Genomic DNA, 12,351 nt, shown 5'->3' on the forward strand with positions numbered 1-12,351 from the left:
GCCACCACGTGCAGGCGGTCGAGCAGGTCCTCGATTGTCGGCGTCACGCGCCGTGGACCTGGCGGCCCGCCAGATACGTCGCCCGCACCTCGAGGTCGGCGATCTGCTCGGGCGGCACCGTTCGCGGATCGGCGGAGAGCACCACCAGATCGGCGTACTTACCGACCTCCAGTGAGCCGATCACGTCGTCGGAGAACAGCTGCCAGGCCGCGTCGATGGTTTGCGCGCGGATCGCCTGCTCCACGGTCAGGCGTTCCTCGGGCCCGAGCACCCGCCCGCTCGGCGCCGTGCGGGTGACGGCCACGCTGATGTTGCGCAGCGGCTCTTCGGGCGTGACGGGCGGGTCGTTGTGCAGCGAGATGCGCATCCCGGTGGCCACCGCGGATCCCGCTGGCATCCAACGGGTTCCGCGTTCCTCACCGAAGAGGCCGTCGACGATGACGTCGCCCCAGTAATGGATCTGGTCGACGAAGATGCTGCAGGTCACCCCGAGGTCGTGGGCGCGCCGCAGCTGCTCGGGCCGGATGGCGCCGACGTGCTCGAGCCGCAGCCGGTGGTCCTCGCGCGGATGGCGGCGCAACGCCTCTTCGTACACGTCGAGGATGGTGTCCACGCCCGCATCGCCCTGCACGTGGCAGGCCATCGGCCAGCCCAGCGGGAAGTACGCGCCGACGATTTCGTGCAGCTGCTCGGCGGTGTAGTTGGCGCAGCCGCAGGAGCCCGGCGCGACGCCGATGATCCGGGTGGCCTCGGTGTCCAGATACGGAAACGACAGGTCGATGTTGCCGATCCAGGGCGAGCCGTCGACCCAGATCTTGATGCCGACCTGCCGCAGGATGTCGTCGCCCTGCCCGGGTGTGGCGGCGGTGGACATCTGCGGGTTGGAGATCTCGTAGGTGCGCAGCCGCACCGTGAGCCGCTCGCGCAGTTGCTCGACCACCGGGCGGAAGTTCGGATCGAAGGCCATTTCCGAGCAGGTGGTCAGTCCGGCGCGGTTGAGCCGGGCGCACTCGGCGAGCAGCATCTGCGGGTAGTCGGCGAAGTCGATGGCCCCGCCCAGCAGCGGGAACACGGCGCCGGTCTCCTCGGCGGTGCCGTCGAGTTCACCGTTGGCGTCGCGGCCGTACTTGGCGCCCTTGGGGTCCGGGGTATCGCGGTTGAGCCCATGAAGCTTCGCCGCGCGCGAATTGAAGTAGGCCTTGTGCCCCGAATTGTGAATGATCACCAGGGGGCTGTCGGGCGCGATGTCGTCGAGCCAGTACAGCGTCGGTTCCGGAAGGCCCCTCTGCAGCAGCGGATCCCAGCCGTTGAGGAAGGCGCCGTCGGATCCCCGCCGCGCGACCTCGGCGTGTATCGCCGCCACGACGTCGTCGGCGTCGCGCATGGTGACCGGGCGGATGTCGACGAGGCGGTCCGACAGGGCGACCGCCTCCATCAGCGGATGCCCATGCGCCTCAACGAAGCCCGGCATCACGCAGCCGTCGCCGACATCGACGGTCCGGGTGCCGGGGCCGGCGGATCCGGCGACCTCGGTGCGGGTGCCGACGGCGATGATCTTGCCGTCGGCGACGGCGAGCGCCTCCGCCGTGGGCCGCGCCTCGTCGACGGTCAGGATGGTTCCGGTCACGACGAGATCTGCATCGGCCATGGGGAGGAATCGTACTGATTGCCGGTGTCCAACAGGGTGCGGCTGACCCAAATTGCAACACGTTCTAGTCTGACTCGTGAGTCGCGTCGGCGACGATCCAGTGGGGACCCCCAGCCGCGCAGCGGCGAGGGGACGATGTGATGAGGAGGAGCGGCGCCATGACGGACGACCTGTTGCGCAACCCGACCCATAACGGCCACCTGCTCGTGGGCGCGCTCAAGCGCCACAAGACCAAGCCGGTGCTGTTCCTCGGCGACACCACGCTGACCGGTGGTCAGATGGCCGAGCGGATCAGCCAGTACATCCAGGCGTTCGAGGCGCTGGGCGCGGGCACCGGCGTCGCCGTCGGCCTGCTGTCGCTCAACCGGCCCGAGGTGCTGTTGATCATCGGTGCCGGCCAGACCCGGGGCTACCGGCGCACCGCCCTGCATCCGCTGGGCTCCCTGGACGACCACGCCTACGTGCTCAACGACGCCGGCATCAGCTCGCTGATCATCGACCCCAACCCGATGTTCGTCGAACGGGCGCTGGCCCTGCTGGAGAAGGTGCCCGGCCTCAAGCAGATCCTCACCATCGGCCCGGTACCCGACGCGCTGGAAGGCCAAGCGGTGGACCTGGCGGCCGAGGCCGCCAAGTACGACCCGCAGCCGCTGGCCGCCGCCGATCTGCCGCCAGATCAGGTCATCGGCCTGACCTACACCGGCGGCACCACCGGCAAGCCCAAGGGCGTGATGGGCACCGCGCAGTCGATCTCCTCGATGACCCAGATCCAGCTCTCGGAATGGGAATGGCCGGAAAACCCGCGATTCTTGATGATCACCCCGCTGTCGCACGCCGGGGCCGCGTACTTCCTGCCCACCCTGATCAAGGGCGGCGAGATGCACGTGCTGCCCAAGTTCGACCCCGCCGAGGTGCTCAAAACCATTGAATCCAAGCGCATTACGGCCACCTTCCTGGTGCCGTCGATGCTGTACGCGCTGATGGACCACCCGGACTCGCACACCCGCGACCTGTCGTCGCTGGAGACCGTCTACTACGGCGCCTCGGCGATCAACCCGGTGCGGCTGGCCGAGGCGATCCGCCGGTTCGGCCAGATCTTCGCCCAGAACTACGGGCAGTCCGAGGCGCCGATGGCCATCACCTATCTGGCGAAGGCCGAGCACGACGAGAAGCGGCTGACATCCTGCGGGCGCCCAACGCTGTTCGCTCGGGTGGCGCTGCTCGGCGAGGACGGCAAGCCGGTCCCGCAGGGCGAGCCGGGCGAAATCTGTGTCAGCGGACCGCTGTTGGCGGGCGGTTACTGGAACCTGCCCGAGGCGACGGCCGAGACGTTCAAGGACGGCTGGCTGCACACCGGCGACATGGCCCGCGAGGACGAGGACGGCTTCTACTTCATCGTCGACCGGGTCAAGGACATGATCGTCACCGGCGGCTTCAACGTGTTCCCGCGCGAGGTCGAGGACGTCGTGGCCGAGCATCCGGCCATCGCCCAGGTGTGCGTGGTCGGCGCGCCGGACGAGAAGTGGGGCGAGGCCGTCACCGCCGTGGTCGTACTGCGCGCCGACGCGCCACACGACGACGCGGCCATCGAGAAGATGACCGCGGAGATCCAGGCCGCGGTCAAGGACCGCAAGGGCTCGGTCCAGTCGCCCAAGCGCGTGGTGCTCGCGGACTCGCTGCCGTTGACCGGGCTGGGCAAGCCGGACAAGAAGGCCGTGCGCGCCCAGTTCTGGGAAGGCGCGGCCCGCTCCGTGGGCTGATTTGGGTGCCGAGCGCCCGCCTGGCCGGGCACCCGCGTCCCAGCGCCCGGCCGGCCGGGCGTTCGCCCGCAACTAGCCGGCGATGCCCGCCACCAACAGGTCCAGCATGCGGCCGGTCTGCTCCGGTGAACCGCTGGCCAGAAAAATGCCGATGAGGCTGGACACCACGTCGTCGGCCTGCACGTCGGCGCGCAGCGTCGCGTCGGCCGCGCCCGCCCGCAACAACATCTCGACGGCGCCGACGATGCTGTCGCGGGTCTGGCTGGGCTCGAGAGCGCCCGAGGCGAAGATCGACTGCAAGGACTCGGCCATTCCGCGCTTGGCGGCGACGAAGCTCGCGTAGCGGTCCATCCACCGCCGCAGGGCCCGCTTCGGCGGGTGCCGCTCGAGCAGCTGCCCGGCCGTCGCGGCCACCTCGGCAAGCTCGGCGCGGTAAATCGCCTCGACGAGCGCCTCGCGGTTGGGGAAATGACGGTACAGCGTGCCGATGCCCACCCCGGCGTCGCGGGCGATGGACTCGAGCGACACCGATCCGCCCTGCGCGGTGAAAGCCGCGGTCGCCGCCTGCAGCAGCCGCTCACGATTGCGACGCGCATCCGATCTTCCGACCAAAGCGGAGGATCCTCCGTTTCTGCTACGCTGACCTAAGCGGAGGGTCCTCCGCATTTTCTCCAGTATGTCAGCCAGGGAGCATCATGACCGAAAACCCACAGCCCGGCGGTCGCGGCAGCATCGGCGCCAGGACGGTCGCCCGGATGGGCTACGGCGCCATGCAGCTGTTCGAGGCGCCGACCGCCGACGACGCGGCCAAGGTGTTGCGTCGCGCCGTCGAACTCGGCGTCAACCACATCGACACCGCGTCGTTCTACGGGCCCGGCGAGGTGAACCGCCGGATCCGCGCGGCACTGGCGCCGTACCCGGACGACCTCGTCATCGTCAGCAAGGTGGGTGCGCGCTACACGGGCGAGCAACCCGTTCCGTTGGCCGCCGCCCAAAAGCCGGCCGAACTGCGCGCCGCCGTCGAAGACGATCTGCGGCAACTTGGCCTGGACCAAGTTCCGGTGGTCAACCTGCGCCGCCTCGACCTCGGACCGGGCCTGGCCGCCGAGGGCGACCAGATCGTCGAGCTCGATGACCAGCTCGCCGAGATGATCGCGCTGCGCGACGAGGGCAAGATCGGCGGCATCGGAATCAGCGCCGTGCCACTCGAGGTGGTGCGGCGCGCGCTGCCGGCCGGGATCGTCTGTGTGCAGAACGCCTACAGCCTGCTGGACCGCTCCCAGGAGGCGACGCTCGAGTTGTGCAAGGCCGAGGGCATCGCGTGGGTGCCGTATTTCCCGCTCGGCTCGGTGTTCCCGGGCTTCCCGAAGGTCGCCGACAATCCGGTGGTGGCCGGCATCGCCGGCGAGCTGGGCGTCACCGGCGCCCAGGTCGGGCTCGCCTGGCTGTTGGCCCACACGCCGAACACATTGCTGATCCCCGGCACCCGGTCGATCGCCCACCTCGAAGAGAACAACGGCGCGGCCGACGTCAATTTGAGCGCCGACGCTCTCGCCCGACTGGACGCCGTCGCCACGCCCGGCGCCGATCCCTCGGCGCACGGCGTCGAACCCTTCCTGGAGGCGCCGCAGGGCTGACTACTGTGTCAGACATGGGTACGCCCGATCGGCTGAAGCCGCCCTGGTGGCTGAAGCCGGCGAACAAGGTCTTCATCCGGATGACGCGGCTCGGCTTGAGTTTCGGCGGTGAAAGCCCGGTGGTGTTGACCGTGCCGGGCCGTAAGTCCGGAACGCCCAGGTCCACCCCGGTGACGCCGATGACCGTGGACGGCAAACGGTATGTGGTGGGCGGATTCCCGGGCGCGGACTGGATCCGGAACGTCCGCGCCGCCGACTACGTGACGCTGGCTCGCGGCCGCGACTCCGAGCGGGTACGGATGGTCGAGCTGTCCGCCGAGGCGGCGCGGCCGTTCTTGCGGGCTTTCCCCACTGAGGTACCCACCGGCGTCGGCTTCATGAAACGCTCCGGGTTGGTCAAGGACGGACGCCCCGAGGAGTTCGAGGCGCTGGCCGGCGTGTGCCCGGTGTTCCGGCTGGACCCGGCATAGGAGTTCAAATAGATTGACTGACAACCCCTTTGATGCGCAGGCATGGCGTCCCGTCGACGGGTTCGCCGACCTGACCGACATCACCTATCACCGGCACGTCGATGACGCCACGGTGCGGGTGGCATTCGACCGTCCCGAAGTGCGCAACGCGTTTCGGCCGCACACCGTCGACGAGCTCTACCGGGTGCTCGACCACGCCCGGATATCCCCCGACGTCGGCGTGGTGCTGCTGACCGGCAACGGACCATCGCCCAGGGACGGCGGCTGGGCGTTCTGCTCGGGCGGCGATCAGCGCATCCGCGGGCGCAGCGGCTACCAGTACGCGAGCGGCGATACCGCCGACACCGTCGACACCGCCCGCGCCGGCCGGTTACACATCCTCGAGGTCCAGCGGCTGATTCGGTTCATGCCCAAGGTGGTCATCTGCCTGGTCAACGGGTGGGCCGCCGGCGGGGGCCACAGCCTGCACGTGGTCTGCGACCTCACCCTGGCCAGCCGCGAACACGCCCGCTTCAAGCAGACCGACGCCGACGTCGGCAGCTTCGACGGCGGCTACGGCAGCGCGTACCTGGCCCGCCAGGTCGGCCAGAAGTTCGCCCGCGAGATCTTTTTCCTCGGCCGCCCCTACACCGCCGAGCAGATGCACCAGATGGGCGCGGTCAACGCCGTCGTCGACCATGCGGAGCTGGAGTCGGAGGCCATCGGATGGGCGCGCGAGATCAACGCCAAATCTCCGCAGGCGCAACGCATGCTGAAGTTCGCGTTCAACCTGCTCGACGACGGCCTGGTGGGCCAGCAGCTGTTCGCGGGCGAGGCTACCCGGCTGGCGTACATGACCGATGAGGCCGTCGAGGGCCGCGACGCCTTCCTGGAAAAGCGGGATCCGGACTGGAGCCGGTTCCCGCGCTACTTCTAGCCGCGGGCGCGCATTGGGCACCGCCTAGACTCGCGTCACGTGACCAAGAGTCCCCTTCGCCGGATCGCCGACCAGATCTCCCTGACGATCATGCGACCGCCCCTGGCGCCGCAGGTACTGGTCAACCGGCCGCTCATCAAGCCGATCGAGCTGGCCGGCAAGCGCATCCTGCTCACCGGGGCTTCGTCGGGGATCGGCGAGGCCGCGGCCGAACAGTTTGCCAAGGCGGGCGCCACGGTGGTCGTCGTCGCCCGCCGCCGGGAGCTGCTGGACGCGCTGGCCGAGCGGATCACCGCCGCGGGCGGTGAGGCCGTGGCGATCGCGTGCGACGTGTCCGACATGGACGCGTGCGATGAGCTGGTCGCCGACGTCGAAAAGCGGCTCGGCGGGGTCGACATCCTGATCAACAATGCCGGCCGTTCCATCCGCCGGCCGCTGGCCGAATCGCTGGAACGCTGGCACGACGTCGAGCGGACCATGGTGCTCAACTACTACGCGCCGCTGCGGCTGGTCCGGGGGCTGGCACCGGGCATGCTCGAACGTGGCGACGGCCACATCATCAACGTTTCGACATGGGGAGTGATGTCGGAGGCCTCGCCGCTGTTCTCGGTGTACAACGCCTCCAAGGCCGCGCTGTCGACGGTGAGCCGGGTCATCGAAACCGAATGGGGCAGCAAGGGCGTCCATTCGACGACGCTGTACTACCCGTTGGTGGCCACCCCGATGATCGCGCCCACGAAAGCCTACGAGGGGGTGGCCGCGCTGACCTCCGAGGAGGCCGGCGAGTGGATGCTCACCGCGGCCCGCACCCGTCCCGTGCGCATCGCACCGCGGATCGCGATCGCCGGCCGGGCGCTGGACATCTTGGGCCCGCGCTGGGTCAACGCCGTCATGTCGCGCCAGAGCATCCAGCCCAATCGCAGCAGCGATGGCTGACCCGGCCACGTGGTAGACACGATTTCATGGAGATCCTGGCCAGCCGGATGCTGCTGCGGCCCTCGGACTATCAGCGGTCGCTAGCCTTCTACCGCGACGAGATCGGGCTGGCGATTTGGCGCGACTACGGCGCTGGCACAGTCTTTTTCGCGGGCCAGTCGTTGCTGGAGCTCGCCGGTCACGGCGCGCCCGACGCCTCCCAGCCCGCCTTCCCGGGTGCCCTGTGGCTACAGGTCCGCGACATCGAGGCCACCCAGGCCGAATTGTCGGGCCGTGGAGTGCCGATCGCGCGCGAAGCTCGCCAGGAGCCATGGGGCTTGAAGGAGATGCACGTGACCGACCCGGATGGCCTCATGCTCATTTTCGTCGAGGTGCCGCCGGAGCACCCGCTACGGCGTGACACCCGGGGTGAACGGCAGGGAAACGCCGGTTAACTGAGAGGTAACATCTGGCGACGGTTCAAGGTATACCCGCGATTCGGCTGCCGCAGCATTCGACAATGGAAACCTCCTACCACCAGAATCAGGCGCTGTGAACATCCAATTGTTCCTCTTGATCATTGTCGTAATCACGGCACTGGCTTTCGATTTCACCAACGGCTTCCATGACACGGGCAACGCGATGGCAACCTCGATCGCCAGCGGTGCGCTCAAGCCCAAAGCAGCGGTCGCGCTATCCGCGGTGCTGAACCTCGTCGGCGCGTTCATGTCCACCGCCGTCGCCGCGACGATCGCCAAGGGCCTGATCGACGGCCATATCGTGACGCTGGAGCTGGTTTTCGCCGGCCTCGTCGGCGGCATTGTGTGGAACCTGCTGACCTGGCTCCTCGGTATCCCGTCGAGTTCGTCACACGCCCTGATCGGCGGCATCGTCGGCGCCACCATCGCCGCCGTCGGCGCGCACGGGGTGATCTGGAAGGGCGTGGTGTCCAAGGCGATCATCCCGGCCGTCGTGTCGGCGATCCTGGCCATCGTCGTCGGCGCGGTGGCGACCTGGCTGGTATACCGGATCACCCGCGGCATCCCGACCAAGCGCACCGAAGCCGGCTTCCGGTACGGCCAGTGGGGCTCGGCATCGCTGGTCTCGCTGGCGCACGGCACCAACGACGCGCAGAAGACGATGGGCATCATCTTCCTGGCGCTGATGTCCTACGGCTCGGTCAGCAAGACCGCCTCCATGCCCCCACTGTGGGTCATCGTCAGTTGCGCGCTGTCGATGGCGCTCGGCACCTACCTGGGCGGCTGGCGGATCATCCGCACCCTGGGCAAGGGGCTGGTCGAGATCCAGTCGCCACAGGGCATGGCGGCCGAATCCTCCTCTGCCGCAGTGATTCTGCTGTCCGCCCACTTCGGATACGCGCTGTCGACGACCCAGGTCTGCACCGGCTCGGTACTGGGCAGCGGGCTGGGCAAACCCGGCGGCGAGGTCCGGTGGGGCGTCGCCGGTCGCATGGGCGTCGCGTGGCTGGTCACGTTGCCGCTGTCCGGGCTGGTCGGCGCGGTCACCTACTGGATCGTGCACCTGATCGGCGGCTACCCGGGCGCCATCGTGGGCTTCGCGCTGCTGATCGCGGTGTCGGCCACCATCTACATCCGGTCCCGCAGGGTCAAGGTCGACCACCACAACGTCAACGCCGAATGGAAGGGCGACCTGACCAGCGGGCTCGAGGAGTCCGACGATCAGCACCCGCCCTCGGACGTCGGCCCCACACTCGGCAATGGCGCCACTCCCCGATTCGACTCCGACGACCCCACCATGAAGGCGAACGCGTGATGAGTCACTTCAGCGACTGGTTCAACTACCAGGCCTCCCTCAAGATCCTGGTCTTCGCCATGCTGGCCGGCGCCGCCTTGCCGGGGTTGTTCGCCCTGGGGCTCCGCTTCCACGCGATCGGCGCCGGACAGGTCAGCACCGATGGCGGCTCGCCTCAGAAGAACCCGGCGCTGCTGGCAATCGCGTGGGCAATCTATGCCGTGGTGATCGTGGCAATCGCCTTCGCACTGGCATACATCTCGCGCGACTTCATCGCGCATCACACCGGCTACCCGTTCCTCGGAGCCAAAGCGAAGTAGCATCGGTTGATGCCCACGGATTTGCTAGGTCAAACACCGGGGGGTGTTGGAGCGTGAACGGATTTCTGAATTCGATCGTCTCGTGGCTGCGCGCGGGATACCCGGAGGGCGTGCCACCCACCGACACCTTCCCGGTGCTCGCGTTGCTGGCCCGGCGGCTGTCCAACGACGAGGCCAAGGCGGTCGCCTGTGAGCTGGTCCGGCGTGGCGAGTTCGACGACGTCGACATCGGCGTGCTGATCACCCAGATCACCGATGAGTTGCCGTCGCCCGCCGATGTCGAGCGGGTGCGCGTGCGGTTGGCCGCCCAGGGCTGGCCGTTCGACGACGCCGAGGACCCCGCATAGCCGCACTGCGCGCGCTGAACGTTCCGCCGGGCTCGGCGGCCTCGTCGCTGTTACCCGCACTCGAACGCGTGCTGGACGGCCGCGACCCCGCACTTGTCGCCCTGCCGGCGGGTGACGATCGTGAGTCGGATGCGCTGCGGGCGGGTTTGCGCGTCGGGGAAGCCATCGACGACGACGTGGCGCTGGTCGCGGCGACGTCGGGAACCACGGGAGTTCCCAAGGGCGCGTTGCTGACCGCCGCCGCCCTGACCGCCAGCGCGACGGCCGCGCATGACCGTCTCGGCGGGCCGGGCAGCTGGCTGCTCGCGTTGCCGCCCCACCACATCGCGGGGGTTCAGGTGTTGGTGCGCAGCGTGCTCGCCGGCTCGGTACCGGTCGAGATGGACGTCTCCGCGGGGTTCGACGTCACCGAGTTACCCCGTGCCGTAAGGGCTTTGGAGCCGGGACGGCGATACACCTCACTGGTCGCCGCGCAGTTGGCCAAGGCTCTCCGCGATCCTTCGGCGGCGGCAGCCCTCGCCGAACTGGACGCCGTTCTGCTCGGCGGCGGACCCGCGCCGCGGCCGGTTCTCGATGAAGCGGCGGCGGCGGGCATCGCCGTTGTCCGCACCTACGGGATGAGCGAGACCGCCGGAGGGTGCGTGTACGACGGTGTTCCGCTGGACGGGGTGCGGCTGCGCACGGTCGACGGGCGCGTCGTCATCGGCGGCGCGACGCTGGCCAAGGGTTACCGCAACCCGGTTGACCCGGATCCGTTCGCCGAGCCGGGCTGGTTTGCGACCAACGATCTCGGCGCGATCAGCGACGCGGGCGTGCTGACCGTCCTGGGCCGCGCCGACGACGCGATCAGCACGGGCGGGTTGACGGTGCTGCCGCAGCCGGTCGAGGCGGCGCTGTGCAGTCATCCCGCCATAGCCGATTGCGCGGTGTTCGGAGTGACCGACGACCGGCTGGGCCAGCGGGTGGTTGCCGCGATCGTCGTGCGAGACGGGTCCGCCGCTCCCGCCCTGGACGCGCTGCGCGCGCACGTGACACGCGCCCTGGACGCCACCGCCGCACCGCGCGAGCTGCACGTCGTCGACGCGCTGCCCCGGCGCGGCATCGGCAAGGTCGACCGGACGGCGTTGATGCGCCGGTTCGCCGGCCCGAGCCATCAATAGGCTGTTCGTTCGTGAGGATCGCTCGATGGGGGGCCGCGCGGGAAGCGGTGGCGGTCACGGTCGGGGTGGTGCTGGTGGCGGCGGCGTTCGTGCTGCCGCGGATGAACCTCGGGGTGCGCCCGCGACTCGATGTCGGCGCCGAGAAGTTCACTACCCACGCCGGCTCAGCGCCGATTTTCGGCGAATGGTTGATCCACGCCGGCTGGGGAACCGGGCCCGCGATCACCATCGCGATCGCCGTCGTGGCGTGGGGACCCATTCTGGCGCAACGTCTTTCGTGGCGAACCCTGACGCTGGGCACCTGGGCCACCGCGTGCGGATGGGCGTTCGCGCTGGCGATGATCGACGGTTGGCAGCGCGGCTTCGCCGGCCGGCTGACCACCCGGGACGAATACCTGTGGCAGGTGCCGGGCATCACCGACATCGGCGCGACGCTGCGCACCTTTGCCAGCCGAATCGTCGACTACCAGCCCAACTCGTGGACGACGCACGTGTCGGGGCATCCGCCCGGCGCGCTGCTGACGTTCGTCTGGCTGGACCGGCTCGGCCTGCACGGCGGCGCCTGGGCCGGACTGCTGTGCCTGCTGGCCGGCTCGAGCGCGGCGGCCGCGGTGGTGGTCGCCGTGCACGCGCTGGCCGACGAACAGGTCGCGCGGCGCGCCGCCCCGTTTGTCGCCCTGGCGCCGACGGCGATCTGGGTGGCCGTCTCCGCAGACGGGTACTTCGCCGGGGTGGCGGCGTGGGGCATCGCGCTGTTGGCCGTCGCGGTGCACCGCCCGGTCCGCTTCCCCGCACTGACGGCCGCGGGCGCGGGCCTGCTGCTGGGCTGGGGTGTGTTCTGCAACTACGGCCTGATGCTGATGGGGCTGCCGGCGCTGGCCGTGCTGGCCTCCGCCCGGCAGCCGCCGGGCGGCCGGTTAGCGGACTGGCGAGCGATCCTGCGGGCCCTGGGCCCGGCGGCTTTGGCCGCGATCGCCGTGGCGGTGGCCTTCGCCGTCGCGGGGTTCTACTGGTTCGATGGTTACACCCTGGTGCAGCAACGCTATTGGCAAGGCATCGCCAAGGACCGCCCCTTCCAATATTGGAGCTGGGCCAACCTGGCGTCGGTCGTGTGCGCGATCGGGTTGGGTGGGGTCGCCGGAATCAGCAGGGTGTTCGACTGGCCCGCCATCCGTCGCCGCTCCGGCTTCCATTTGCTGCTGCTGAGCGTGCTGGCCGCCATCGTCTTCGCGGACCTGAGCATGCTCAGCAAGGCCGAGGTGGAACGCATCTGGCTGCCGTTCACCATCTGGCTCACCGCCGCGGCCGCTCTGCTGCCCGCGCGGTCACACCGGATCTGGTTGGCGCTCAACGCCGTCGGGGCGCTGGCGCTCAACACGATCATCCTGACGCACTGGTAGGGACC

Annotated in this window: 12 protein-coding genes and 1 pseudogene; 11 read left to right on the top strand and 2 right to left on the bottom strand. The window is 69.2% G+C overall.

Going from position 1 to position 12,351, the window contains the following annotated elements:
• Positions 1 to 43: 43 nt before the first annotated feature.
• A complete protein-coding gene (locus AC5Y4H_RS14255; RefSeq protein WP_499982676.1) occupies positions 44 to 1,648 on the bottom strand; it encodes an amidohydrolase in 1,605 nt (534 codons plus the stop codon).
• Between the two features lie 76 nt (positions 1,649 to 1,724).
• On the opposite strand from AC5Y4H_RS14255, the pseudogene fadD8 reads away from it, so the two are divergent.
• A pseudogene (gene fadD8 / locus AC5Y4H_RS14260) lies at positions 1,725 to 3,408 on the top strand (fatty-acid--CoA ligase FadD8).
• 72 nt (positions 3,409 to 3,480) lie between these two features.
• Here fadD8 and AC5Y4H_RS14265 read toward each other — a convergent pair.
• A complete protein-coding gene (locus AC5Y4H_RS14265; protein WP_499982680.1) occupies positions 3,481 to 4,020 on the bottom strand; it encodes a TetR/AcrR family transcriptional regulator in 540 nt (179 codons plus the stop codon).
• 83 nt (positions 4,021 to 4,103) lie between these two features.
• On the opposite strand from AC5Y4H_RS14265, the gene AC5Y4H_RS14270 reads away from it, so the two are divergent.
• The 10 genes from AC5Y4H_RS14270 (at position 4,104) to AC5Y4H_RS14315 (ending at position 12,346) form a co-directional block, all read left to right on the top strand.
• Complete coding sequence (locus AC5Y4H_RS14270) at positions 4,104 to 5,045, top strand: aldo/keto reductase (RefSeq protein ID WP_499982682.1); 942 nt, start codon at positions 4,104 to 4,106, stop codon at positions 5,043 to 5,045.
• 14 nt (positions 5,046 to 5,059) lie between these two features.
• On the top strand, positions 5,060 to 5,515 hold the full coding sequence (locus AC5Y4H_RS14275) for a nitroreductase family deazaflavin-dependent oxidoreductase (RefSeq protein WP_499982684.1): 456 nt from the start codon (positions 5,060 to 5,062) through the stop codon (positions 5,513 to 5,515).
• 13 nt (positions 5,516 to 5,528) lie between these two features.
• A complete protein-coding gene (locus AC5Y4H_RS14280) occupies positions 5,529 to 6,431 on the top strand; it encodes a 1,4-dihydroxy-2-naphthoyl-CoA synthase (protein ID WP_499982686.1) in 903 nt (300 codons plus the stop codon).
• Positions 6,432 to 6,470: 39 nt separating this feature from the next.
• The gene (locus AC5Y4H_RS14285) at positions 6,471 to 7,367 is read left to right on the top strand and encodes an SDR family oxidoreductase (RefSeq protein WP_499982687.1); all 897 of its coding nucleotides are present in this window, start codon (positions 6,471 to 6,473) and stop codon (positions 7,365 to 7,367) included.
• Positions 7,368 to 7,393: 26 nt separating this feature from the next.
• The gene (locus AC5Y4H_RS14290) at positions 7,394 to 7,801 is read left to right on the top strand and encodes a VOC family protein (RefSeq protein WP_499982688.1); all 408 of its coding nucleotides are present in this window, start codon (positions 7,394 to 7,396) and stop codon (positions 7,799 to 7,801) included.
• 97 nt (positions 7,802 to 7,898) lie between these two features.
• Positions 7,899 to 9,140 carry an inorganic phosphate transporter gene (locus AC5Y4H_RS14295; RefSeq protein ID WP_499982690.1) on the top strand — a complete coding sequence of 414 codons (1,242 nt, stop codon included), beginning with the start codon at positions 7,899 to 7,901 and terminating at the stop codon, positions 9,138 to 9,140.
• A complete protein-coding gene (locus AC5Y4H_RS14300) occupies positions 9,140 to 9,439 on the top strand; it encodes a hypothetical protein (RefSeq protein ID WP_499982691.1) in 300 nt (99 codons plus the stop codon). Before AC5Y4H_RS14295 ends, AC5Y4H_RS14300 begins: the two co-directional genes overlap by 1 nt.
• 53 nt (positions 9,440 to 9,492) lie before the next feature.
• The gene (locus tag AC5Y4H_RS14305) at positions 9,493 to 9,786 is read left to right on the top strand and encodes a DUF3349 domain-containing protein (RefSeq protein WP_499982694.1); all 294 of its coding nucleotides are present in this window, start codon (positions 9,493 to 9,495) and stop codon (positions 9,784 to 9,786) included.
• Positions 9,787 to 9,854: 68 nt separating this feature from the next.
• On the top strand, positions 9,855 to 10,946 hold the full coding sequence (gene menE, locus AC5Y4H_RS14310; RefSeq protein ID WP_499982696.1) for an o-succinylbenzoate--CoA ligase: 1,092 nt from the start codon (positions 9,855 to 9,857) through the stop codon (positions 10,944 to 10,946).
• 11 nt (positions 10,947 to 10,957) lie between these two features.
• Positions 10,958 to 12,346: a hypothetical protein gene (locus AC5Y4H_RS14315; protein ID WP_499982699.1), complete on the top strand. Its 1,389-nt coding sequence runs from the start codon at positions 10,958 to 10,960 to the stop codon at positions 12,344 to 12,346.
• Positions 12,347 to 12,351 lie beyond the last annotated feature (5 nt).

The sequence above is a fragment of the Mycobacterium sp. NGS58 genome (assembly GCF_059812385.1).